At 67.0% G+C, this 24,090-nt stretch carries 24 protein-coding genes; 9 read left to right on the top strand and 15 right to left on the bottom strand.

The window, feature by feature from the left end:
* On the top strand, positions 1-954 hold the full coding sequence (locus FZ938_RS11175) for an ACT domain-containing protein (protein WP_149198533.1): 954 nt from the start codon (positions 1-3) through the stop codon (positions 952-954).
* A gap of 62 nt (positions 955-1,016) precedes the next feature.
* On the opposite strand, the gene FZ938_RS11170 is transcribed toward FZ938_RS11175, so the two are convergent.
* Complete coding sequence (locus tag FZ938_RS11170) at positions 1,017-1,214, bottom strand: hypothetical protein (RefSeq protein WP_149198532.1); 198 nt, start codon at positions 1,212-1,214, stop codon at positions 1,017-1,019.
* A gap of 57 nt (positions 1,215-1,271) precedes the next feature.
* A complete protein-coding gene (locus FZ938_RS11165; protein ID WP_149198531.1) occupies positions 1,272-1,682 on the bottom strand; it encodes an HIT domain-containing protein in 411 nt (136 codons plus the stop codon).
* A 256-nt stretch (positions 1,683-1,938) separates the two neighbouring features.
* Here FZ938_RS11165 and FZ938_RS11160 point away from each other — a divergent pair, with 256 nt between their 5' ends.
* Both FZ938_RS11160 and FZ938_RS11155 read left to right on the top strand, forming a co-directional pair.
* Positions 1,939-4,551 (top strand): glycosyltransferase family 2 protein, encoded by a 2,613-nt coding sequence (locus FZ938_RS11160; protein ID WP_149198530.1) that lies wholly within the window; start codon positions 1,939-1,941, stop codon positions 4,549-4,551.
* Positions 4,552-4,657: 106 nt separating this feature from the next.
* Positions 4,658-5,233 (top strand): hypothetical protein, encoded by a 576-nt coding sequence (locus FZ938_RS11155; protein ID WP_149198529.1) that lies wholly within the window; start codon positions 4,658-4,660, stop codon positions 5,231-5,233.
* A 94-nt stretch (positions 5,234-5,327) separates the two neighbouring features.
* On the opposite strand, the gene recA is transcribed toward FZ938_RS11155, so the two are convergent.
* From recA to flgB, 8 genes are all read right to left on the bottom strand, one after another.
* Entirely contained in the window at positions 5,328-6,407 is a 1,080-nt protein-coding gene (gene recA, locus FZ938_RS11150; protein ID WP_014247796.1) for a recombinase RecA, read from the bottom strand.
* Between the two features lie 153 nt (positions 6,408-6,560).
* Positions 6,561-9,092 (bottom strand): ATP-binding protein, encoded by a 2,532-nt coding sequence (locus tag FZ938_RS11145; RefSeq protein WP_149198528.1) that lies wholly within the window; start codon positions 9,090-9,092, stop codon positions 6,561-6,563.
* Positions 9,093-9,223: 131 nt separating this feature from the next.
* Positions 9,224-10,300, bottom strand: a complete 1,077-nt coding sequence (gene flhB, locus FZ938_RS11140; protein ID WP_149198527.1) for a flagellar biosynthesis protein FlhB — start codon at positions 10,298-10,300, stop codon at positions 9,224-9,226.
* A 13-nt stretch (positions 10,301-10,313) separates the two neighbouring features.
* Complete coding sequence (gene fliR / locus FZ938_RS11135) at positions 10,314-11,084, bottom strand: flagellar biosynthetic protein FliR (RefSeq protein WP_149198526.1); 771 nt, start codon at positions 11,082-11,084, stop codon at positions 10,314-10,316.
* Entirely contained in the window at positions 11,081-11,440 is a 360-nt protein-coding gene (locus tag FZ938_RS11130; RefSeq protein WP_149198525.1) for a flagellar biosynthetic protein FliQ, read from the bottom strand. The genes fliR and FZ938_RS11130 overlap by 4 nt, the downstream gene beginning before the upstream one ends.
* A 42-nt stretch (positions 11,441-11,482) precedes the next feature.
* A complete protein-coding gene (gene fliE, locus FZ938_RS11125; RefSeq protein ID WP_149198524.1) occupies positions 11,483-11,782 on the bottom strand; it encodes a flagellar hook-basal body complex protein FliE in 300 nt (99 codons plus the stop codon).
* 52 nt (positions 11,783-11,834) lie between these two features.
* Positions 11,835-12,245 (bottom strand): flagellar basal body rod protein FlgC, encoded by a 411-nt coding sequence (flgC, locus tag FZ938_RS11120; protein ID WP_109073147.1) that lies wholly within the window; start codon positions 12,243-12,245, stop codon positions 11,835-11,837.
* A 44-nt stretch (positions 12,246-12,289) separates the two neighbouring features.
* On the bottom strand, positions 12,290-12,694 hold the full coding sequence (gene flgB / locus FZ938_RS11115) for a flagellar basal body rod protein FlgB (RefSeq protein ID WP_109150050.1): 405 nt from the start codon (positions 12,692-12,694) through the stop codon (positions 12,290-12,292).
* A gap of 232 nt (positions 12,695-12,926) precedes the next feature.
* Between flgB and FZ938_RS11110 the strand changes: the two genes are divergently transcribed.
* The 6 genes from FZ938_RS11110 to FZ938_RS11085 all read left to right on the top strand — a co-directional run bounded on the left by FZ938_RS11110 (position 12,927) and on the right by FZ938_RS11085 (position 17,735).
* Positions 12,927-13,301: an EscU/YscU/HrcU family type III secretion system export apparatus switch protein gene (locus FZ938_RS11110; protein ID WP_149198523.1), complete on the top strand. Its 375-nt coding sequence runs from the start codon at positions 12,927-12,929 to the stop codon at positions 13,299-13,301.
* On the top strand, positions 13,298-13,711 hold the full coding sequence (locus FZ938_RS11105) for a hypothetical protein (RefSeq protein WP_149198522.1): 414 nt from the start codon (positions 13,298-13,300) through the stop codon (positions 13,709-13,711). The genes FZ938_RS11110 and FZ938_RS11105 overlap by 4 nt, the downstream gene beginning before the upstream one ends.
* 21 nt (positions 13,712-13,732) lie before the next feature.
* Entirely contained in the window at positions 13,733-14,071 is a 339-nt protein-coding gene (locus FZ938_RS11100) for a FliO/MopB family protein (RefSeq protein WP_149198521.1), read from the top strand.
* The gene (gene fliP / locus FZ938_RS11095) at positions 14,068-14,868 is read left to right on the top strand and encodes a flagellar type III secretion system pore protein FliP (RefSeq protein WP_149198520.1); all 801 of its coding nucleotides are present in this window, start codon (positions 14,068-14,070) and stop codon (positions 14,866-14,868) included. Before FZ938_RS11100 ends, fliP begins: the two co-directional genes overlap by 4 nt.
* A gap of 264 nt (positions 14,869-15,132) precedes the next feature.
* Positions 15,133-17,031: a potassium transporter Kup gene (locus FZ938_RS11090; RefSeq protein WP_149198519.1), complete on the top strand. Its 1,899-nt coding sequence runs from the start codon at positions 15,133-15,135 to the stop codon at positions 17,029-17,031.
* A 158-nt stretch (positions 17,032-17,189) separates the two neighbouring features.
* Positions 17,190-17,735, top strand: coding sequence for a fasciclin domain-containing protein (locus FZ938_RS11085; protein ID WP_149198518.1), 546 nt, complete (start codon positions 17,190-17,192; stop codon positions 17,733-17,735).
* 68 nt (positions 17,736-17,803) lie between these two features.
* Here the strand turns inward: FZ938_RS11085 and FZ938_RS11080 are convergent, their stop codons facing one another.
* The 5 genes from FZ938_RS11080 to FZ938_RS31370 form a co-directional block, all read right to left on the bottom strand.
* Positions 17,804-21,358 (bottom strand): tetratricopeptide repeat protein, encoded by a 3,555-nt coding sequence (locus FZ938_RS11080; RefSeq protein WP_149198517.1) that lies wholly within the window; start codon positions 21,356-21,358, stop codon positions 17,804-17,806.
* Position 21,359: 1 nt separating this feature from the next.
* Positions 21,360-22,082: an OmpA/MotB family protein gene (locus tag FZ938_RS11075; protein ID WP_149198516.1), complete on the bottom strand. Its 723-nt coding sequence runs from the start codon at positions 22,080-22,082 to the stop codon at positions 21,360-21,362.
* Positions 22,079-22,774 carry a hypothetical protein gene (locus FZ938_RS11070; RefSeq protein ID WP_246799004.1) on the bottom strand — a complete coding sequence of 232 codons (696 nt, stop codon included), beginning with the start codon at positions 22,772-22,774 and terminating at the stop codon, positions 22,079-22,081. Before FZ938_RS11070 ends, FZ938_RS11075 begins: the two co-directional genes overlap by 4 nt.
* A gap of 121 nt (positions 22,775-22,895) precedes the next feature.
* Complete coding sequence (locus FZ938_RS11065) at positions 22,896-23,603, bottom strand: protein phosphatase CheZ (protein WP_149198514.1); 708 nt, start codon at positions 23,601-23,603, stop codon at positions 22,896-22,898.
* A 283-nt stretch (positions 23,604-23,886) separates the two neighbouring features.
* Positions 23,887-24,015: a hypothetical protein gene (locus FZ938_RS31370; RefSeq protein WP_256379245.1), complete on the bottom strand. Its 129-nt coding sequence runs from the start codon at positions 24,013-24,015 to the stop codon at positions 23,887-23,889.
* Between the last annotated feature and the right edge of the window lie 75 nt (positions 24,016-24,090).

Here is a 24,090-nt window from a genome sequence, read left to right as displayed (position 1 = left end):
ATGGATGAGCTGATCAGGAATGCCTCGCTGGCCCGCCGTCTGGCCATCGGCGACCGGCGGACGGTGGGCGACGCCCCCTCCGTCGCCGACGAGGTATCGGCCGACCGCGGCAAGCTGGCGGAGCTGGTCGGCTGCCTGTTCGACCGCAACGCCAGCGTCCGTATGCGCGCCGCCGATGCGCTGGAACGGGTCTCGCGCGGCAATGCCCGCTGGCTCGATCCCTATGTCGAGCATCTGCTGACCGACGCCGTCGCCATCGAGCAGGCGGAGGTACGCTGGCACCTCGCCCAGATCGTGCCGCGCCTGACCATGACGGAGGAGCAGCGCCACCGCGCCGCCGTCCTGCTGGCGGACTGGTTCGAGAACAGCCCCAGCCGCATCGTCCAGACCAGCGCATTGCAGGCGGTGGTCGATCTCGCCGAATCGGACGCCAACCTGCGCGCTACCTCGGCGGAGATGCTGGGCCGCGCCATGCGCTCCGGCGTCCCGTCGCTGGCCGCCCGCGCCCGGCGCATCCTGAAACCTTTCGAGGTGGACGAAGCCACGCTGACAGCCGCCCTTGTGCGAGAGCAGACCGGCCTGACCCTGTCGATCCTGCCCGACCGTCTTGCGGTGGCGCAGCTTCCGCCCGGCAGCGGCCTGCCCGACTGGCTCGACTGGACCGACCCGCTGGTCGGCGCCACCCGGACGGGAGAGGAGCTGTCGATTCTCTGCCGCGAGGACCGGGTGCCGGAGGGCGTCAAGGCCGAACGCGGTTGGCGCGCCTTCCGGGTGGAGGGCGTGGTCGATTTCACCCTGTTCGGCATCCTGGCCCGCATTGCCGTTCCGCTGGCCCAGGCCCATCTGCCGATCTTCGCGATCTCCACCTACAACACCGATTATGTGCTGGTCCGCGCCGACGATCTGGAAAAGGCGGCGGACGTGCTGGCGCTGACCTGCACGGTGAAGCGGTAGCATTCCCCTCTCTGCGGAAAGGAGAGGGGATGCCCAACAGCCATGGGCCAATTGCTCGCCCTTTACGCCCCGCCGCCCTCGCGCTGGCTTTGTTCGATGATCTCCTCCCGCTCACCCATCTCCTCCCACTTCTTCTGGACGGGCTTGTCGGGATCGCCGGACGCTTTGCCGGTCTTGTCGACCAGTTTGTCCTCGATTCGCTGGGCGGCGTCCGACGGCGCGTCGGAGGTCACGGATTTGGAGCGGTCCTGATCGGTCATGGCGGCGGTCTCCCGAGAAGATGGTTGACCACTCAAACACTCACCGCCCGATAAAGTTCACGGCGTCGTTCGGAACGCCTCGGCCAGCCGTTCCACCAGGGCATCGGCCTCCGCCGCCTCATACGGTTCGGCATGGCCGGAACCCCACACCGGCCCCGGCCAGGCCGGGTCGCCGCGCGTCCGCCCGATCACATGGACGTGCAGCTGCGGCACCATGTTGCCCAGCGCCCCGACATTCATCTTGTCGGGCGAGTACAGCCGCTCCACCACGCGGGAAGCCTGTGCGATCTCCCGCATCAGCGTCGCCTGATCCTCCTCGTCCAGCCGGTGGATTTCCACGGCACTCTCACGCATCGGCACCAGGATCAGCCATGGCCACAGCCGGTTGTTCATCAGCAGCACCCGGCAAAGCCCCAGATCGGTCACAGGGCGGGTGTCGGCCCGTAGCCGTTCGTTAAGGGAAAACATGCTTCACTCCATTCATGGCCTGCGCCGGGCGCCGCCGGGGAATAATCCGGAGGCTGCCCTGTTATAGCCGGCAGTGGCGGGGCAACCGCGAAGCTTGTATAGATTGCCGTGCGCGCCGGCCATACGGCACGGGCGGCATTCGTTTGACGATTGTAGAGTTCGGTCCGAGGACATGGTCGGGGCGGCAACGGTCCCCTTGCGCCATTTCCACGGGCCGTATCCATGTTTTCTGGTGCGGCGAGCGAGAACGACCCACATGCGCAAATCGGCCTTTGCGGTTCTGATCCTGGTGATCCTCGGCAACATCGCCTTCTGGGCGCTGTGGAACCGTCCGGTGGACGAGCGGTCCTGGGCCGGCGCCATCACCGGCGTCGCCTATACCCCCTTCCATTCGGACAAGAGCCCGTCGAAGGGCGACAAGGCGTCCGCCGAGGACATCGAGCAGGACATGGACGCGCTGGAGGGCGCGGTAAAGGCCGTCCGTACCTACTCGACCACCGACGGTTCCGAAATGGTGGCGGCCATCGCCGCCAAGCATGGGCTGCCGGTCACCGCCGGCGCCTGGACGACCGGCAAGCCGGAAATCGACGAGCCCGAACTGGCCGGCCTGATCAAGCTGGCCCGCGCCAACAGCAACGTGCGCCGCGTGCTGGTCGGTAACGAGGCGATCCTGCGCGCCGACCTGACCGTTCCGCAGGCCATCGACTACATCAAGCGGGTGAAGAAGAAGGTCAACGTCCCGGTCTCCATCGCCGAGCCGTGGCACGTCTGGCTGAAGAACCCGGAACTGGCCGAGGCCGTGGACTTCCTCGCCGTCCACCTGCTGCCCTATTGGGAAGGCGTGCCGGTCGACCAGTCGGTCGACTACGCCATGTTCCGCTACAACGAGCTGAAGCAGAAGTTCCCGAACAAGCACATCCTGATCGGCGAGATCGGCTGGCCGGCCGATGGCCCGTGGCGCCGTGGCGCCGAGGCGAGCCAGGTCAATCAGGCGAAGTTCATCCGCAACTTCCTGAACGTCGCCGCCCAGAACAAGCTCGACTACTTCATCATGGAGGCCTTCGACCAGCCCTGGAAGCGGGAGATCGAGGGCACCGCCGGCACCAGCTGGGGCCTGTGGGACTATCAGCGCAACCCGAAGTTCCCGATGATCGGCGGGGTGCATGAGGTCCGCAACTGGGAGATCAAGTGCGCCACCGCCATTGCGCTGGGCTTCCTGCCGCTGGTGTTCTTCCTGTGGCGCCGCAGCGACCTGAAGATCGGCGGCCAGATCTTCTACGGCGCGCTGATCCAGGCGGTGGCTTCCGTCCTGGTCTTCACCGTCAGCGCGGCATCGGCGGCCGGACTGGCACTCACCACCGAAATCGCCTGGGGCCTGCTGATCTTCTGCCAGCTGGTGCTGTTCGCGGTCATGCTGATCGACGGCATGGAGCTGACCGAGGTCGTCTGGCAGCACAAGTTCAAGCGCAAGTTCATCCCCTGCTCCGCCGCGCCGCTGCCCAACGCGGCGAAGGTGTCGATCCATGTGCCCTGCTACAACGAGCCGCCGCACATGGTCATGCAGACGCTGGACGCGCTGGCCAACCTCGATTACCCGAATTACGAAGTCCTGCTGCTGGACAACAACACCAAGGATCCGGCGGTTTGGCGTCCGATCGAGGAATACTGTAAGAAGCTGGGACCGAAGTTCCGCTTCTTCCACCTCGATAATTGGCCGGGCTTCAAGGCTGGTGCGCTGAATTTCGGTCTGGCGCAAACCGCCCCCGACGCCGAACACATCGCCGTCATCGACAGCGATTATCAGGTCCATCCCGACTGGCTGAAGGCGACCATCCCGCACTTCAACCGGCCGGAGGTCGGCTTCGTGCAGTCGCCGCAGGACTATCGCGAGTGGGAACACGACCTGTTCCAGCGCATGACCAACTGGGAATATGCCGGCTTCTTCCACATCGGCATGATCCAGCGGAACGAGCGCAACGCAATCATCCAGCACGGCACCATGACCATCATCCGCAAGTCGGCCCTGGAAAAGGTCGGCCGCTGGGGCGAGTGGTGCATCACCGAGGACGCCGACCTCGGCCTGCGCCTGTTCGAGCATGGCTATGAGGCCGTTTATATGCCGGAAAGCTACGGCAAGGGCCTGGTTCCCGACAGTTTCTCCGCCTACAAGACTCAGCGCTTCCGCTGGGCCTATGGCGCCGTGCAAATCCTGAAGCACCATTGGCGCCAGCTGTCGCCGGGCGCGAAGGAGCTGACGGCCGGCCAGAAGTACCATTTCATCACCGGCTGGCTGCCCTGGTTTGCCGACGCCGCCCACATGATCTTCGGCATCGCCGGCATCATCTGGTCCATCGGCCTGATGGCCTTCCCGAAATATTTCGAGTTCCCGCCGAACGTCTTCATGATCCCGACGCTCAGCGTCTTCGCCTTCAAGGTCGGCGCTTCGCTCTGGCTCTACGAGGCGCGGGTGAAGTGCGGCTTCTGGGACAAGGTCGGGGCGGCGGTGGCCGGCATGGCGCTGACCCACACGGTCGGCCGCGCCATGTGGCTGGGCATCTTCACCTCCGGCCGCCCCTTTGTCCGCACGCCCAAATGCGAGAACCAGCCGGCGCTGATGCAGGCCTTCCTGATGGCGCGCGAGGAGCTGGTGCTGCTGGTGTCGCTGTGGGGAGCGGCGTTGGCCATCGTCATGGTCTTCGGCCACGAGAACCGCGACGCCTTCATGTGGTCGGGCCTGCTGGTCGTGCAGTCGCTGCCCTATCTGGCCGCCTTCATCACCGCGTTGATCAACGTCTTCCCCACCATCGGCTTCGGCAAGAGCAAGCCGCAAGCCGCCGACAGTGCCGTCGGGGCCGGGGCCGGCGACTGACGGACCGGACGATTGGCCGATAGGGGCTTGGCGCTTTCGCATTGACGAAAGCGCCGGCTCTGCCAGACTTGACCGCTGAGGGAGTGGTTTCCCCGGGAGGCGGCTCATGTCCGGCAATCTCACATCCGGGCGCGGCATCGGCCCGCCGGAGTTCAGCGTCCGCACCACCACGGGCGTCGAGCGGAGCGGCAGCGCTACCGACCGCAACAGCCGCCGCAACAGCCGCCAGGAACGGCACCACCGTGAGCAGGAACGGCGCGACCACAATCCGCCCAATCCGCAGCGCCGTCGCCTCTATGACCTCTTGTTCGATGAGGTCGACCAGTTCGATGGGTTGGATGAGCGTCAGCGGACCCGGCTGAAGGAAAATCTCCGCAGCCATCTGTCCAGCCGCGCGCCACCACCCCCGGCCGCTCCGTCCCCGGTCCACCATGATGAAGATGCGCTGGCGGAAGCCTTGCTGAAGGATCCGGCGGCTCCGCTGCCCGTCGATCCCGAGCACATCGTCCAGGCCGCCATCACCGCCGCACCGGAACTGGATCCGGAAGCCGCCCGGCTGGCGGAACAACTGCGAGACTGCCTTGCCCGCAACACAGACCGCGCGCGAAAGGTGGCGGTCTACCTCCACCTGCTGCTGACGCTGGAGGGGGCGTTCCGACCGCATATGGTGGTGGATGTGTGAAGGGCAGACACCACCCTGACCTCCCACATCTCCCAACAAAAAAGCCCCGCCTCCCTTTCGGAAGGCGGGGCTTTTCAATCGATCTGCCCTGGCGTCATTCCGGAGTGGAGGCTTCACCGTCGGCTTCCGGGGTGCCCATCATCGCGTCGGCGACCAGACCGGCGTTGCCGCGGATCTTGGCCTCGATCGCATCGGCCATCTCGGGGTTGTTGCGCAGATAGGTCTTGGCGTTCTCGCGGCCCTGGCCGATGCGGGTGCCGTCATAGCTGAACCACGCACCCGACTTGTCGACCACACCCGCCTGGATGCCGAGGTCGAGCAGTTCGCCCACCTTCGACACGCCCTCGCCATACATGATGTCGAACTCGACCACGCGGAACGGCGGGGCCATCTTGTTCTTCACCACCTTGACTCGGGTCTGGTTGCCGACGACGGTGTCGCGGTCCTTGATCGAGCCGATGCGGCGGATGTCGAGACGGACGGAGGCGTAGAACTTCAGCGCGTTGCCGCCGGTCGTCGTCTCCGGGTTGCCGAACATCACGCCGATCTTCAGGCGGATCTGGTTGATGAAGATCACCAGGCAGTTCGACTTGGAGATCGAGCCGGTCAACTTGCGCAGGGCCTGGCTCATCAGGCGGGCGTGCAGGCCGACGTGGCTGTCGCCCATCTCGCCTTCCAGTTCGGCGCGCGGAACGAGCGCGGCCACCGAGTCTACCACCAGCACGTCGATGGCGCCGGAGCGCACCAGCGTGTCGGCGATCTCCAGAGCCTGCTCGCCGGCATCCGGCTGGGAGATCAGCAGCTCGTCGATGTTGACGCCCAGCTTGCGGGCATAGGACGGGTCGAGCGCATGCTCCGCGTCGACGAAGGCGCAGGTGCCGCCGGCCTTTTGGGCCTGGGCGATGGCGTGCAGCGCCAGCGTGGTCTTGCCCGAGCTTTCCGGCCCGTAGATTTCGACGATGCGGCCCTTCGGCAGGCCACCGATGCCCAGCGCGATATCGAGACCAAGGGAGCCGGTGGAGATGACCTCCGTCTCGACCAAGTTCTCACGGGCGCCAAGCTTCATGATCGAGCCCTTGCCGAACGCGCGTTCGATCTGGCTCAGGGCGGCATCGAGCGCCTTCTGCTTGTCCATGGAATCCTTCTCGACCAAACGAAGCTGTGCGGACGACATGCCCGGTACCCCTCTCTTAGAACACACGGTCGGCGCTCTTGCAACGAGGCTGAATGTACTCTCTTCGTTCTCGTTTGCAAGACCTGATGTTGCCCGTGCGTTCCTATTTTACGGGGCATGTTCGGGGGCATTCTTGCAGGCGATTTTTCGCTCTCACCGTCCGTCGCGGATGACCTCCTTCACCTTGGAGGCCAGCTGCTTCAGCGAGAATGGCTTGGGCAGGAAATGGGCGACTTCGACGCCGTCGATCTCGCCCAGACGGTCCTCGGCATAGCCGGAGATGAAGATCACCCGCATCTCCGGGCGCAGCTTGCGGACATGGCGGGCGAGCGTCGGGCCGTCCATCTGCGGCATCACCACGTCGGTGATCAGCAGGTCGATGGAGGCGCCGTTGGTCTCGATCTGCTGCAGCGCCGCCTCGCCGTTCTTGGCCTCCAGCACCTGATAGCCCTTGTTGCGGAGCGCCCGGGCGGAGAAGACGCGCACGGCGTCCTCGTCCTCCACCAGCAGGATGGTGCCGGTGCCGGTCAGGTCGCTGCCGCGCCGCTCCCGCGGTTCGGCGGTGTCGACCGGGCGCAGTTCGCCCTGATGATGCGGCAGCAGGATGGTGAAGGTCGTCCCTTCCCCCACCGCCGAATCGACCAGCACGAAGCCGCCGGTCTGCCGGACGATGCCGTACACGGTCGACAGGCCCAGCCCGGTGCCCGACCCGACCTCCTTGGTCGTGTAGAAGGGCTCGAAGATGCGCTGCAGGTTCTCCCGCGCGATGCCGCAGCCGGTGTCGATCACCTCGATGGAGACGTAGCTGCCGGACGGGATCGTCTCGTGCTCCCGCCGTTCCGGCTGGGTGACGACGTAATTGGTGGTGTTGATGATCAGCTTGCCGCCGCCGGCCATGGCGTCGCGGGCATTGACCACCAGATTGATGATGACCTGCTCCAGCTGGTTCTGGTCGACCTTGACCAGCCCCAGGTCGCGGCCATGGATCATCTTCAGTTCGATGTTCTCGCCGATCAGCCGGCGCAGCAGGTTCGCCAACTCCGCCAGCACGTCCGTCACGTTGATGACGCGCGGCTGCAGGGTCTGCTGGCGCGAGAAGGCCAGCAGCTGCCGCACGAGGTTGGCGGCACGGTTGGCGTTCTGCTTGATCTGCATGATGTCGCTGAAGGACTGGTCGCCCGGCTTGTGCCGCAACAGCAGCAGGTCGCAGAAGCCGATCATCGCCGTCAGCAGGTTGTTGAAGTCGTGCGCCACGCCGCCGGCCAGCTGGCCGACCGCCTGCATCTTCTGCGACTGGGCGAACTGCGCCTCCAGGCTCTTGCGCTCGGTCATGTCGATGAAGTGCAGGATCAGGCCCACCCCATCTCCCTTGCCGCCATCCGTGCGGCCATCGGTGCGCACCGGGTTGGCGAGGCGCCGGGCATAGAGCTGGGCGGTCAGTTCCCGCCCGCCCGACAACCGAACCTCAAGCGGGTGGGCCGGGTCGGCGCCGCCCTGCACCGATTTCAGCCGCGCCGTCACCGCCTCGCGCTCCGCCGGGACGATCAGGTCGGCCATCGGGCGGTTGATGACGCTGCCGGCCTCGCTGCCGATCAGCGCCAGGAAGGCCTCGTTGCATTCGGTCAGCTGGCCGGTTTCGTCGACCAAGGCGATTCCGATCGGCGCGTCCTCGAAGAAGCGCTGGAACCGCTGTTCGGACTGGCGCAGCGCCTCCTGCCATTCCCGCTCGGGCGACAGGTCGCGCACCACCGACCGGGTGTGGATGGTGCCGTCGTCGGCCCGCACCACGCTTTGCGCCACTGCAACCTGGAAACGCCGGCCGCGCAGCCCCACCATGGTCAGTTCGCCGCGCTGCTCGCCGCCGCCATGGTCGAACAGGTCATAGGGTGCTGCGGAGACCGGGGGCGCCGCCAGGATGCCGTGCAGCCGCGATTCGCCGTCCGTCAGGTCGCCGGGCGCCGCCTCCAGCCATTGGGCCAGCGTGGCGTTGACGAACAGGAAGTGGCCGTTCTGATCGACCGAGAAGAAGCCGACCGGCGCATGCTCCATGAAGTCGGCCAGCTTCGCCTGCTCGCGCAGCATGACATGCTCAAGCTCCCACCGCGCGGTGATGTCCTCGATCCGCCAATGGACGGAGCCGGGGAAGCCGGCGACCGGCTGCCCCTGCACCTTGCGCCATTCCGGCGGGCGGTTGTCCAGCGCCGGGATCGCCAGCTCGGCCGAAGCGGCGGAACCGGCCCTCACCCGCTCGCGCAGGCGGCGGAATTCGCGCGCGCTGTCCGGGTCGCCGGAGAACTGGCGCGCCAGGGCGTCCAGCGGCCGTTCGCCGCGGCGCCAACCCGCCAGTTCGCGGAAGGCGGCATTGACGAACACCACCTCGTCGGCCCCGTCGCAGACCAGCTGGCCGGCCGGCATCCCTTCCAGCGCACCGCTCAGCAGCGCGCCGATTCGCGCCGACCGCCGCACCACCGACACGCTGCGGCCGATCAGCAGCGCCACGCCCGCAGCCGCCAGCCCGGCGCCCAGCCAGCCGACCTCGTCGCGGTCCAGCAGCAGGCCGACGGCAAGCACCAGCAGACCGGCCGGCGCCAGCGCATATTGGATGAGCATCAGCACTCCGCCGGACGATGCCCGGTGGTTCGCTGCATTGCGTGCGGTGTCGGAAAGGGAAGTTGTGTCGTCCACCAATACTCCAAACCCCACACGGTCTTCCTGGGAGTTGCCCCGGACCGGATGCTACCGACCGGGCATCTCCGTCGCGCCACCTGAGATGGTCGGCCGCTCCACCCGGTCCGGTCAACCGTTACGGAGCCGGATCAGTTGCGCAGCGCCCGCCCTTTGAGCTTGAAGACATAGGTAATGACTTCGGCGACCGCCCGATAGTGCTCGGACGGAACTTCTTCGTCGATATCGCAAGCGGCATAGAGCGCACGGGCGAGGGGCGGGTTTTCTATGACCGGAACATTGTTCGATTCGGCGATCTCGCGAATCTTGAAGGCGACCTGGTCGACGCCCTTCGCCAGCACCATCGGCGCGCCCATCTGGGTCGGGTCGTATTTCAGCGCGACCGCGAAGTGGGTCGGGTTGGTGACCACCACGTCGGCGTTCGGCACCGCGGCCATCATGCGCTTGCGCGCGCGCTCGAACCGCAACTGCCGGATGCGGCCCTTGACGACTGGATCGCCTTCCTGCTGCTTGTGCTCGTCCTTCACCTCCTGCTTGGTCATCTTCATCTTCTTGTCGAACTGCTGCTTCTGCCACAGGAAGTCGCCGGCGGCGATGAAGGTCAGGACCACCAGGACCCAGATCAGCAGCCGGTGGGCCAGCCCGTCCATCTGCAGCAGCAAGGTGACGATGTCGATGCCGATATAGGCCTCGATGCCGCCGAACATCGGCACGAGCGCCATGTAGGCGACGCCGCCGACCACCGCCAGCTTGACGATGCTCTTCAGCAGTTCCACCCCCTGGTTGGCCTTGAACATGTTCATCAGGCCGGGCAGCGGGTTCAGCTTGCTGAACTTCGGGGAGATCAGTTCCCAGGAGACGTGGAAACCGGTCTGCCCGATGGTCGACAGCACGCCGGCCACCACGAACAGCAGGATGGGCAGCCACAGCGCCCACATAACGTCGCGCATCACCCGGAACAGCAGCGCGCCGACACCGGCGCGATCGAAGGTGAACTGGTCCAGATTCTCGAAATAGTAATTCAGCCGGAACACCAGCCCCTTCATGGTGCCGGGCAGGATGGAGACCAGCACCACCAGCATCGCCGCGACCATCAACCAGTTCGCGGCCTCGCGGGTCATCGCGAACTGGCCCTGTTTGTGGGCCTCGTCGAGCTTCTTGGATGTCGGGTCCTCTGTTTTGGAGGACTCGTCCGCCTCTTCCGACACCGGCGTTCCCCCTCTACAGCGGCTTCAGGAATTCGATGAAGGTCGATTCGAAGCGCGACAGCCAGAACAGCATCATCGCACCCAGCGTCAGCGCGAACATGAACAGGCCGAGCAGCACCTGGACGGACGTGAACAGCTGAAACACCTGCACCTGCGGCGCCAGCTTGTTCAGCAGCCCCAGCGCCAGCGCGAACAGCATGCCGGTGATCAGGAAGGGGGCGGCCATCTGCACCCCCAGCATGAAGCTTTTCGACACCAGCTGCCCGACCACGTTCGCCATGTCGTCGATCGGGATCGCCGCTCCCGGCGTGAAGGTGGCGTAGCTGTCGACCACCGCCATGATCAGCAGATGATGCAGGTCGGTGACGAAAATCAGAAGCAGCCCCAGCCAGCCCATCAGCGAGCCGGGCAGAGAGCCTGATGTCGCCAGCGCCGGGTTGAAGATCTGCGCGTTGGCAAGGCCGCTCTGCAGGCTGATGATTGTGCCGGCCACCTCAAGCGCGCCCATCAGCAGCCGGGCGATGGTGCCGAGGAAAATTCCCACCGTCATCTCGCCGGCCACCAGCACCATCAGTTGGAACGGATTGCCGGGCATCGGCGGCAGCATCGGCCGGATCGCCGGCGCCACCAGCGTGCTGACCGCCAGCGCGAACAGCAGGCGCATGCGGGTGGGAACGAAGGCATCGCCGATGGTCGGCATCACGCTGAAGGCGGTGCCGACCCGCATGAAGACCAACATCCAGACGAAGATCTGTTCGCCCAGCAGTTGCTGCAGGACGTTCATTGGCCCGCCGCGGCCGCGGTCGGCGCCGGGGGCGGCGTCACGCCGGTGCCGGGCGTGAAGGGCGCGCCGCCATTGTCGGTGGCGCCGACGCCGATCGCGACGATGCGGTCGGCGACCTCATGTTCGAAGAAATCGGTCAGCTTGCCCAGCATGAAGGGCATCAGCAGGATGCTGAGACCGAAGACCAGCAGCACCTTCGGCACCATGGCGAGGGTCTGCTCGCTGATCTGGGTAACCGCCTGGAAGATGGAGATGACGGTGCCGACCGCCATCATGATGACCAGAATCGGCCCGCACACCATCACCAGCGTGACGATGGACGTGCGGCAAAGCTCGATGACTTCGGTCTCGCTCATGACGGCGGGTTCAGGACGGCGGTGGGTGCGAAACGGACGCCGTCACATCGGCATGCGCAGGATTTCCTGATAGGCGTTCAGCACCTTGTCGCGCACGGCGGTGACGGTCTGCAGCGTCACCTCGGCGTTGGTCACGGCCTGGACGACGTCGTTCAGATCGGCCTTGCCGACGGCGGCCAGGGCCGACATGTCCTCGCTCTTCTTCATGGTGCCGATGCTTTCCTTTGCCGCCTGCTCCAGCACGTCACCGAAGGAGAGGCCATCGCGCGCGGCCATGCCGGGGCCGGTCGTCTTGGCGGCGGTGGTGGCGTAGGCCGCGGCGGCGTTCAGCGGATTGATCATGGCAGCGGTTCCGGTCGGTCGGGAGGTTCAGGAGCGATTGGGCGGGACGAGGTCAGGCACGCAGGATGTCGATGGTGCGGGTCAGCATCTGGCGCGCCGTGTCGATGGCCGACAGGTTGGCTTCGTAGCTGCGCTGGGCCTCGCGCATGTCCATCGCTTCGACCACCGAGTTGACGTTGGGCATCAGCACATAGCCGTCGGCGTCGGCCGACGGATGGGAAGGATCGTAGCGGCGCTGGAAATCGCTCTTGTCCACATCGACCTTGGCGACGCGGACCTTGTCGACGTCCATCGCGCGGTCCAGCTCGTTCTTGAAGATGACCGTCTTGCGGCGATAGGGCAGATCGCCCGGCGTTTCCGCGGTGGTGTTGGCGTTCGCCAGATTCTCCGAAATGACCTTCAGGCGCGTGCCCTGCGCCTTCATGCCCGAGGCGGAAACCGCCATCGACTTGTAGAGATCCATCGCACCGCCTCCTCAAATACCCGCCGGCACCCTGCCAAAGGCACTCAGCTGCCCGACCGGATCGCCGACTTGATCATCGCCACCTGCTTTTTGTACAGGTTGGTGATGGTCTGGTAATCCATCGAATTCTGGCTCATCCGCATCATCTGGTCTTCCAGGACGACGTTGTTGCCGTCCGGCGCCGTCTCGTACGGGTCTCGCACCTTCTGTTCCTGCGCCATGCCGCCCGGTCCGCGGGTGCCGGCCAGATGGGACGCATTGGTCGCCACCGGGGTCAGCCGCCGGCTGTCGCCGAGCGCGTCGCGGAAGGTGAAGGGCTTCAGGTCGCGGCCCTTGTACTCCGGCGTGTCGGCGTTGGCGATGTTCTGCGAGATGACTTCCTGACGCTGGGTCAACCAGTCCATCTTGCGCGACATAAGTTTGAAGATGCCGAGATTTCCGAGGTCCATGGCCCTGATCCCGCCCCAATGCCGCTGGAATACCGCTGCCAATTCCGCTGAACGCCGCCCAGGACGGGCATCGCCACAGTCTCCGATGGTCACGCGTTTGCGTTAACGAAGGATGAATCTCCACCGACGCGAATTGGCCGGCCCTGCCGCCTTTACAGTTCGTTAAGCCTACCGGTCCAGGATGCGGCCCAGGAAGGACCCCCTCGACGCCCCCCTCGACAAGGCCGCCCTGTTGTCCGCGCAAGCCCGCCCACCCGCCTCGCCGCCAGCCGGCAAGACGCAGTCCCCTGCCCGGGGTCCCCTTGCCCGGCGGCCGGTCGCGGTTGCGCTGAAATACCATCTGGGGACGGAGACGCTGCCGCGGATCGTCGCCACCGGCAAGGGCACGGTGGCGGAGCAGATCCTGGAGGTCGCCTTCGCCAACGGCGTGAAGGTGCGCGAAGACGCCGACCTGGTCGAGATTCTGTCTGCGATCGAGGTCGACAGCGACATCCCCGTCGAAGCCATCGCCGCCGTGGCGGAAATTCTCGCTTATGTCTATCGCGCCAACGGCACGATGCCGTCGGAATCGCGCTCCGAGGACATCATGGAGGAGGACAAGCCGTGATCCGGCCGCCAACCGCTTCCCCCTCGCCCGAAAGCACCGAGTCGGCTGGCCGGATCGCGGAACAGGCGGCGGCGCTGGGTGCAACGCTCGACGATGCGCGCACGCAGGCCGAGGCCGGCGTATTGATCGACCTTGTCGGGCTGGAAGAGCGCGTCGCCCATCTTTGCCTCGCCGCCGAAGCCTTGCCGCAGGGGGAGGCGCGGACCCTGCTCGGCCCGCTCGGCGATCTGGTCGCGGCGCTGGCGCCGCTGGCCGCCGCGCTGACCGACCAGCAGGCCCGGCGGGAGGAGACCATCGCCGCCGCGCTGGCCGGCCGCGACGATCCGCACACCGCCCGCCAGCGCGCGGCCGCCGCCTACGGCCGCTCCGGGGGGCCGTCCGCTCCGGGCCGTTCCGACGATACGCCCTGACAGAGAAAGCCTGCCGTTTCCATGGATCTCGACCAGTATATCCGTTTCCTGATGGCGCTCGTCTTCGTGGTGGCGCTCATCATGGTCGTTGCCTGGGTGATGCGCCGGGTCGGCATGGCCGGCGGCACCGTGCGCGGACGCGCCCGCCAACGCCGGTTGAGCGTGGTTGAGGCTCTGCCGGTCGACGCCAAGCGGCGCCTGATCCTGGTCCGCCGCGACGACCGCGAGCATCTGATCCTGCTGAGCGCCAACGGGGACCTGCTGGTCGACAGCGCCCCGGCCGGGGGGTTCGACACGGCGCTCGCCGGGACGGCCGACACGCCCGCGGCTTCCACGCCGGCCGGGAGCCAGCCGCGATGACGGCGGCCATCCTGAGGCGCCTGAGTTCCTGGTGGAAGCCGGTCTGGAAGCCGGTTTTTGCCGGACTGGCTCTGGCGCTCGTCTTCGGCGTGGCGCTGGGATTGAGCGCCGGGCCGGCGCTGGCGCAGAGCCTGACCTTCGACCTGGGCGACGCCGGCGGCACCGCCACCGGCCGCATCGTCCAGACCATCGGCCTGATCACGGTGCTGTCGCTGGCGCCGTCGATCCTCATCATGATGACGGCCTTCACCCGCATCGTCATCGTGCTCTCCTTCCTGCGCAATGCGCTGGGCGTGCAGCAGGTGCCGCCGACCACGGTGATGATGTCGCTGGCGCTGTTCCTGACCTTCTTCGTCATGGCCCCGGTGTTCGAGCGCAGCTACACCCAGGGCATCCAGCCGCTGATGAACCAGGAAATCGACGAGATGGAGGCGTTCCGCCGCACGGTGGCGCCCTTGCGCGATTTCATGCTGCATCACACCAGCGAGAAGGACCTGCGCCTGTTCATGGACATGGCCCGCCTGCCGAACGTGCAGGAGCCGAACGACATGCCGCTGCACGTCCTGGTCCCGGCCTTCATGATCTCGGAGATCAAGCGCGGGTTCGAGATCGGCTTCCTGCTGTTCCTGCCCTTCCTCATCATCGACATGGTGGTATCGTCGATCCTGATGTCGATGGGCATGATGATGCTGCCGCCGACCATGGTCGCCATCCCGTTCAAGATCATCTTCTTCGTGCTGGTCGACGGGTGGTATCTGATCGCCGGATCGCTGGCGCGCAGCTTCGGCACTCTTTAGAAATTGCGCGCATAGCGGGAAAAGCCCTGCGCACTTCGTCGCAGCCCCCGGGCTTGGCCTTCGCGGCGCAAGCCCGTGCTGGCGTTGCGCGCCGTAAGCGCGTATGAGGAAAGGCGATGTGCGTCGGTGGGATGATTGGCCGGTAAGCCGGTTCCGCCGGATGGTTCCGCCCGTTCGCCGCCGCCGAAGGAGCGACGGACCGGACCATCGCCGCCGCATCGGGCGCCATCGAACGACGGACCAACTTCGGACCGCAATCACTGCATGACTGATACCGCTTTGAAGGCCGCGCCGCCCGACTCCGGCAAGCTCGCGACGTTGACCCTGGGTGCCCTCGGGGTCGTGTATGGCGACATCGGCACCAGCCCGCTCTACACGCTGCGAGAATGCTTCGCCGGCGAGCATGGGCTCGCCCTGACCCATGACAACGTTCTGGGCATCATGTCGCTGGTGTTCTGGGCACTGGTGGTGGTCGTCACCGTCAAATATGTGGGCTTCGTCATGCGGGCCGACAACAAGGGCGAGGGCGGCATCCTCTCGCTTCTGGCGCTGGCGTCCAAGACGCGGCCGGATGCGTCGGGCAAGCTGACGGTCCTGACGGCGCTCGGCCTGTTCGGCGCGGCGCTGTTCTACGGCGACGGCATGATCACCCCGGCGATGTCCGTGCTGTCCGCGGTCGAGGGACTGGGCGTGGCGGAGCCGGCGCTGGAGTCGGCGGTGGTGCCGCTGACCGTCGCCATCCTGATCGCCCTGTTCGCCATCCAGAGCCACGGCACCTCGCGCGTCGGCGCGTTGTTCGGCCCGATCATGCTGGCGTGGTTCTCCACGCTCGGCATCCTCGGGCTGCTGGAGGTGATCCGGCAGCCGAGCGTGCTGGTCGCCTTCAACCCGTACTATGCCATCGCCTTCTTCGCCGAGCATGGCGTCGCCGGTTTCCTGGTGCTGGGCGCCGTGGTGCTGGCCGTGACCGGCGGCGAGGCACTCTATGCCGACATGGGCCATTTCGGCCGCCGCCCGATCCAGGTGGCTTGGCTGGCCGTGGTGCTGCCGGGCCTGCTGCTGAACTATCTGGGCCAGTGCGCGCTTCTGCTGAACGACCCGACGGCGGTGCGCAGCCCCTTCTATCTGCTGGCGCCGGATTGGGGGCTCTATCCGCTGATCGGCCTGTCCACCGCCGCCACCGTCATCGCCAGTCAGGCGGTGATCTCCGGCGTCTTCTCGCTGACCCGGCAGGCGGTGCAGCTGGGCCTCTGCCCGCGCCTCGACATCCGCCACACCTCCAACGAGGAGGAGGGGCAGATCTACATTCCCCGCGCCAACTGGGGCCTGCTTGCCGCGGTGCTGGGGCTGGTGCTGGTCTTCCAATCATCCAGCCGTCTCGCCGCCGCCTATGGCATCGCGGTGACCGGCGACATGATCATCACCACCACCCTGTTCCTGGTGGTGGCGCGGCGGCGCTGGAACTGGAGCCTGCCGCTCTGCTTCGCCGTCGGCGCGACCTTCCTGACGGTGGAGGTTTCCTTCTTCGCCGCCAACGCGGTGAAGATTCCCCATGGCGGCTGGGTGCCGCTGGTGATCGCCTGCGTCACGCTGGGGCTGATGTCCACATGGCGCCGCGGCCGGGCCGTGCTGACCAAGCGGCTGGCCGAGGAATCGCTGCCGCTGGACGCCTTCATCCAGCGGCAGGCGAAGAAGGGCGATATCCAGCGGGTGAAGGGCACGGCGGTCTTCATGACCTCCAGTTCCAACACCGTGCCGATCGCCCTGCTGCACAACCTGAAGCACAATCAGGTCCTGCACGAACGCGTCGTCTTCGTCACCGTGGTGGTGGAGGATGTGCCGCGGGTCCCCGCCAAGGACCGCGTGGTGGTGGAGGGGCTGGCCGACGGCTTCTACCGCATCACAGTGCGCTACGGCTTCTCGCAGGAGCCGAACATCCCCAAGGCGCTGAGGCTGTGCAAGGCCTTCGGGCTGGAGTTCGACGTGATGGCGACCTCCTTCTTCCTGGGCCGGGAGACGCTGATCCCGCAGATGAACTCCCAGATGGCGCTGTGGCGGGAGAAGCTGTTCGTGGTGATGTCCCGCACTTCGGTCAGCGCCACCGACTTCTTCAAGCTGCCGCCCAACCGCGTGGTCGAGCTGGGAACGCAGGTGCAGCTCTAGCCGGCGGGAGGCGGCGTCCTCACCACGAAAGAATTACCTCTTTCACGCAAACAAAAATCAGCATCACGCACAGAAACTGCTGTGATCTGACTGGAAGCCTCCCCCGTAACGGTGATGTGTCCGCGGGAAGCGGACCTTCACCGATAAGAGGGAATGCTATGAAGAAGGTTGCCACCGTGGCGATCGCCACCCTTCTTTTTGCCGGTTGCGCCAACGCGGCCATGGAAAAGATGGTCGGCGGCGCGCCGATGTACCCCAGCAAGACCATCGTGGAGAATGCGTCCCAGTCCAAGGACCACACCACCCTCGTCGCCGCCGTGAAGGCCGCCGGACTGGTCGACACGCTGAACGGCAAGGGTCCCTTCACCGTCTTCGCACCCACCAACGAGGCCTTCGCCGCCCTGCCCGCCGGCACCGTCGACACCCTGCTGAAGCCGGAGAACAAGGCGCAGCTGACCAAGGTGCTGACCTACCACGTCGTTCCCGGCAAGCTGGACGCCAGGGACATCGTGGCGGACATCAAGAAGGGCAACGGCAAGGCCATGCTGAAGACGGTGGAAGGCATGCCGCTGACCTTCACCCAGTCCGGCGACGCCGTGATGGTCGCCGACGCCTCCGGCAATATGGCGCGCGTGACCATCGCCGATGTCGAACAGTCCAACGGCGTCGTCCATGTCATCGACAAGGTTCTGCTGCCGAAGTAACGGCCCCCGGCCAACGGCGCGGAGCGGGCGGCGGGGCGCAGCATTCCCCCGCAAGGCGTCCCGCCGCCTTATGAGGTCGGCTTATCGCCGGCCTGCTTACCACCGCGATATTCCTTCAAAAACTTCTTGAACATATCCACTTCCGCAACGCGGGAGCGGATGGTGCCGACGTCGATCAGGCCCATCGCCTGTTCAGGGCGGGTCAGGATGCGGAAGGCGTCCTCATTCGGCCCGCCCTTCATCGACCCTTCGAAATCCTTCTTCAGCAGGTTCAGCCCGTTGCCGTCGCCGGCCAGCGCCAGCGCCACCGCCCGGTTCAGCACCAACTGCGACATGTTGGGATCCAGCGGCTTGCCGGTTGCGGGGGGCGGGCCGATCACCTTGTTCAGGGCCAGCGCCGCCGCATCCCATTTCTGCCCCTTCCACGCGATGTCGACGCGCAGCAGGTTGGCGTTGGTGCTGTCGTCCTGGGCCAGAAGCTGCATCGCCTCGTCGCCGCGGTTCAGCTCGGCCAGCGCCTTGGCCTGCATCAGCCGCCGTTCGGCCGTCAGATCGGCCGGCAGTCCGGCGACGTTGGACAGTTCCAGCGCCTTCAGCGCCTCTTCCGGCTTGTTGTCGAGCAGCCGGACGGAGGCCAGCCGGGTGCCGACCCGCGCCTTGTCCAGACCGGACAGACGGTATTCCACCTGATGCTGCAGCAGGTCGGCCGCACGGTTCAGCAGATCGATGGAGATCAGCCGTTCCGCCAGCTGCCGGATGATCTCGTCGCCGGCCTCGCCCACCGGGGTCAGCTCGCGGAACTGGTCGTAGAGCTGCAGCGCGTCCAGCGTCGGCAGTCGCTGCGCCCCGTCCTTGAACAGGTCGGCGAAGATGCGCGACATCTCCTTGGTGATCGCCTCGGCCCTGGGTGTGTCGGCGACCAGGGCCGCCGTTTCCTTCATCGTGTTGAAACCCTTGGCATATTCGCCGCCGGCAATCAGCACCTCGCCCATGCGCGAGCGGATCTGCATCTCCAGATCGTCGCCGCGCCAGGTGAAGGTCAGGCCGGCCAGCTGCTCCGCCGCGGCGGTCGGCGACATCTTGCCTTCCGACAGCTCCAGATTGGTCAGCGCCAGCCCGGCCTTGGCGCGATAGAGCCGGTCATAGCTGTTGTAGGCGGCGGTCAGCTGTTCCCGCGCCTGATCGATCTCGCCGGTCTGGGCAAAGAGCAGACCGCGCAGATATTGCGTCTGCGGGTTTTCCTCCTGATCCGGGCCGCTGTGCTCGATCACCCGGTCGAACAGCCGCTTGGCGGTGCCGGTGTCGCGCGTCTCCAGCGCCGCTTCCGCCGCCCGCAGGCCGAGCTTCCCGATCATGGGTTCGGGGTAGCTGTTCAGGATCGGGCCGGACGCCTTGAAGCCGGCCATCGCCTTGGGCCAGTCGCGGCGGTCGGCGGCGATGGCGGCCCTCCACAGATTGGCTTCCGGATTGCCGGCCAGCGACGGGATCGACAGGTCGGCCTCCGCCCCGTCGAGGTCGCCGGTCAGCACGCGGGCGGCGCCGCGCAGCGCGCGGAACTCCGGCCAGCCTTCCAGGTCGGGTTGGTTCTGCTGCAGCACGTCCAGCATGCCGAGCGTCTCCTGCCCGAAACCATTGGCGAAATAGAACCGCGCGAGGTCGAGCTGCGCCTTCGGCCGCTCCGATTCCGGCGCATTGACGACGGCCAGCTGCAGGTCCTGCCGCGCCTCGGTGAAATGGTCGAGGTCGCCATGCTTCCAGGCCGGCAGGTTGAACAGGCGGCGGCCCTGCATCTGGGCGGGCTGCGCCTTCGGCGGTTCCATGGCGGACGAGGCGCCGCCGGGCGGAGGGGTGACCGGAAGCGGCGCCGCAGCCATCTGCGACGGGACCGGCTGGGGCGCGGATGCCGGACCGGGGGGCGGCGCCGGCGGCGGCGGCGCGACCGCCGGGTTGCCGGCGTCGGCCGCCGGCGACAGGTGCAGGCCGCCGGCGGTGGTCAGTTCCACCCCCTCCTTGATCGCGCGCACCGTCACATTGTCGGAGATCGGCCGCACCACCACGCCCTGATAGGACGGCATCACTTCCAGGTCGGGGTAACGGTGTGGTTCGGGCACGCCCTGCCCCGGGCTGGGCAGCGGAACCACCTGGATGCGGTCGCCGACGTCGGGATCGGCGAACTGCACGATATTCGCCGCGTCAGGCGCGCGCACCAGCAGTCGGGCGCCCAGAAGGAAATCGGGATCGGGCTCCACCCGGAGATCGCCGGTGCTGCCCATGTTGGCCGGGCGGGCGGAGGACAGGATGCGCCAAGTGGTGCCCTGCCGTTCAACCGTCGGCCACACCATCGGGCCGATCTTGGTGCGGAACACACTGCCGCCGGTCGCCGGCACCGGCTCCACCGCGCCCATCAGTTCAGCCCCCGGTCCGCTGAGCTTCCCGGCGCCGATCGGCATCGGCCGGTCGAACACGACGTAAAGCTGGCCCGCCCGCGGATAGACGGCGATGGAGGCCGGTCCGCCGGTGTCGAAGGTCAGCACCGGCCCCTTCGGACCCGCCACCGGCTGGGCCTTGGCATCGGCAGGCGCCGCGGGCGCGGCCTTCGCCTCCGCCGGCGGAGTGTTGGGCGCCGCGGCATTGGCCGCCGAGTGTGGCGCCGCGGCATTCGCCGCGATGGCGGAGCGGCCGGAGGTGGCCGAAGCCATCGTGGGCGTGTCCCTGCCGCCTTCCCTGGCTGTTTCCTTGGCCGGCGCCGGCTGGCTGCTTCCCTGGCTGCTGCCTTGCCCCGCTGCGGTCCCCTGGGAACCGGCGGCAGGCTGAGCGCCGTCGCTTTTGGGCAGGCCGGCGCGCGAGCCGGGATTGCCGACGGACAGCACCACCGCTTTGCCGGATGCGCTGTCGGTCACCTCGGCGTCCTGCGGCACGGCCAGCGTAACCGCCAGCGCGCCGTCGGCCCGTCGGTATGCTTCCACATTCCGGATGTTGCGCAGTGCCGCCTTGGAGACCGCCGACAGGTCGGCGGTGCCGCCCTTGTCGAAAGCGACCGTGACCGCAGCGCCGTCGCGCGTGACCGTGTAGCCGACCGGCGACGGCCACTCGAAGGTCAGGCGGCTCTGGTCCGGCTGGTCAGCCCCGCGCACGCGCAGCCGTCCGGCGGTGGGCGCCGGCTTCGCAGCCTCGGCTTTCGCGGGTTCGGGCTTCGCGTCCTCCGCCTTGGCGGCCGTCTGCGGCGCGGCCGGCGACAGGTCGATGGCGATGGCGTTGCCGTTGCGGAAGCTTTTCAGCGAGACCGGGCGCTTCAGGTCGAACGAGACCGTCTTGCCATCCGCCTCGACCCGTCCGGCGGCCAGATAGCCGGGCAGCGCCCGCACCAGACGGTCGAGCGGTGCGTCGATGCTGTCCGTGAAGGTGACGACCAGCCGATCGCCCTCGACCGACGCGGTGTAATCGACCTTGCCCGGCCAGTCGAAGACCAGCCGGCCGAAATCCTTGTGGGTTCCGCCGCGCACCGGCACCGTGGCGGCGTCCGCGGCCTGGGGAGACAGCAGGACCGGCATGGCAAGCAGCGCCACCGCGGCGGCACAGCCGCGCAGCCAGCGCTTCCACTCTTGGGCCGTCCGGTCGGTCACCTCAATCCGCTCCTTCCTCTCGCACCACGATGTCGACCGGCAGGCGCCCGTTGCCGGCACCCCCTGCCCCATCGACCGGCAACATCACCGCGCGTGCCACCAGATCGCGGCGATAGCCGGTCTCGCGCAGCGCGGCGGAAACGGCGACGGCCCGCGTCAGCGCCCGTTCCCAGGCCACGCCGCCCGTCGCATCCTCGTGCTCCGCATGGCCGACCAATTCGATCCGGTTGCCGATCCGGCCGATGACGGCGCCCAGCAGGAACAGCACCCGCCGACCCTCCTCGGTGAAGGCGGCACCGGTGGGATCGAACATTCGCTCGCCCGGCAGACGGATGACGACACGGTCATCTTCGCGCCGAACGTCGATCACCGCCAGTTCCGTATTCGACCGCAGCTGGCTTCCCAGCAGGGCCGCCAGATAATGCAGGTCGATGGCAGCCCTGGCCTCCACCGCCTTGGCGTTGAAGGCGGCGCCGGGATCGGCGGGCCGGTCCGACGGACTGCTGGCGGTCGACCGCGCGGCGGGAATCGCCTCCGCCACGCCTTTCGCCAGACGGGTCCAGCGCTCCGCCTCCGGCTCGCTCATCGAATACATCAGGACGAAGAAGGCGAGCATCAGGGAGATCAGGTCGGTGAAGCTGATCAGCCACAGCGTCTTGCGCTGGCCGCTGCGATCTTCCGCCGCCGCCTCGGCTTTGTTGACGACGCCCGGAATGCGGATCATTTCCGCACCTCCGTCTTCCCCGCCTTCGATGCCGGCTTGGGGGCCGCCTTCGCCGCCGCCCCGTCCTCGTCCCAGCGCAGGGAGAACAGCAGCCGCACGCCGCCCGGCTCCCCGCGTTCGATCCCGATGGTGACATTGCCGGCCGGCGCCCCGTCCTCGACCAGCGCGCGGGCCAGAACCCCGGCACGGGCGACCGGGCCCGGCGGCTGGCTGGGCGTTCCCGTCGGCCCGATGCCGAGCAGCGCGTCCAGTTCCACCCGCTCGCCCTGGCGCGACTGGCGCAGGGCGTCGGCGATGCGGTCGATCAGGCCCTGGCGGTCCGGCCGCAGGGTCATGGTGCCGGGAAGGAACAGGTCGTCGGCCGGCAGCCGGACCTCCAGCAATTGGCCGGGGGCGACCACCTCCACCTTGGCGACCGCCACCGCGGTGGCGAAGAGGGTGCCGACATCCTCCAACCGCTGCACGGCGAACACCGTGCCGGCGCGCGATGCCACCGGTTCGGCACCGTCGCGCAGGCGCGGGTCGATGACGAAGCTGGGAAAGGTCCGCTCCAGCGAAGCGGCGACCGCCTTCACCTTCTGCACCGTCTGCACCGAATTGGCGTTCAGCACGATGAAGAAGACCAGAAGCAGCAGGAACAGCGACAGCAGAAGCAGGATGCTGCCGTTGTTCGGGTTGGCATGTCCGCCCACGCCGACACCCGCACGCGCCACCCGCAGCGGCGGCAGCCCGGCATTCCCCGTCCCCGGCCCTGCACCTTGGGCCGTGTGGCCGCCGGTGGGCCTGCTGATGGGTGCGCCGGGCAGCATGGCGTCAGTCGAAGCTGGCCAGCAGACGGTCGATCTCGTCCTGGTCCATCGCATTGCCCGGCAGCTGCGGTCCATGCAGAAGCTGCTGTTCCGCCTCGTCCGCACTCATCGGTTCGTAATGGACGGCGGCCTCCGCCTCCTCCGCCGCCAGCTTGGCCAGCCGCGGGGCGTGGTTCTGCCGCACTTCGCTGCCGAAGGCGGCGACGATCATGTCGACCTTCGATTCGATGTGCTTCAGCGTCCGCACCACCTTGCTGATGCGCTGGCCGGTAATGTCCTGGAAGTTGCAGGCCTCGTAGATCTTGGTGATCTGGTCGTTCAGCTTCGCCGAGCTGTCCGCGTCCGTCTGGCCGGCGATGGCGCCGATGGCGTCGCAGGCGTCGAAGATGGCGAAGGTCGCCTTCTCGGTCGCGCCGATCACCGCGTCCAGTTCGTCCGTGGCGGTGCGGATATGTTCGTCGCGGATTTCGGCCGGCTGCAGCGCCGCGATTTCCTGCTTGGCCGTCTCGATGAACTTGGCGAGGTCAACGACCTCTTTGTAAAGGCGCAGGTCGGTCGCGGAAATGTCGCCGTCCATGCTGCCCAGGATGTTGCGGACGATATCCGTCACCTCGTCGCGCGACAGCGGCGTTGCTGCTTCCGCAAAGGCGGCGTCGAGGCGCTGTCTCAGGAGCTTCTGTTCCGTCACGGCGGATTGGGCGGAGAAGGTCATCGGGCGTGTCCAGCGAGAGGGGCAAGGCCTTGGCGGAATATGCCGGAACCACCCCGGTCCGCGCCCTCCAGCGAGCGCCCGTCGAGTGCCATTGCGGCGGAGGTTCGACGCTCCGTCCGATCGTGGCGCCCAACCGTCCCAGGAACTGTCCGAGCCAACCAAGCCTAGAGTCGTGACGGTTAATAGCCCGTAAAGAGGACCGCGCCCCGGCGTCCATGGCGGCACTGAAGTTGCCGGCGCGCAACACTGTGGCGCGCGCGACCAAATGGTGTCGGGTCGTGACTCAGAACAGCCCGGCGGCGGCCGGCGCACCAAGAAGCGCAGCCAGGACCAGCAAGGTGACGGCAATCAGCCGCTCCGCGGTCGACCAGCGTTTCCAGTCCTTTCTAAAGCTTTTCAGTTCGTCGGCCATGGCAAGCCTTCCGCGTTCGGGAACTACACTGCAACGCAACGAAAATGCATCGGGTCCAGTTGACGCATGGTTAAA

It is taken from the genome of Azospirillum oryzae, assembly GCF_008364795.1.
In the GTDB taxonomy this organism is placed as follows: domain Bacteria; phylum Pseudomonadota; class Alphaproteobacteria; order Azospirillales; family Azospirillaceae; genus Azospirillum; species Azospirillum oryzae.
The sequence above is the reverse complement of the archived record's forward strand: the minus strand, read 5'-3'. Positions and strand labels throughout refer to the sequence as shown.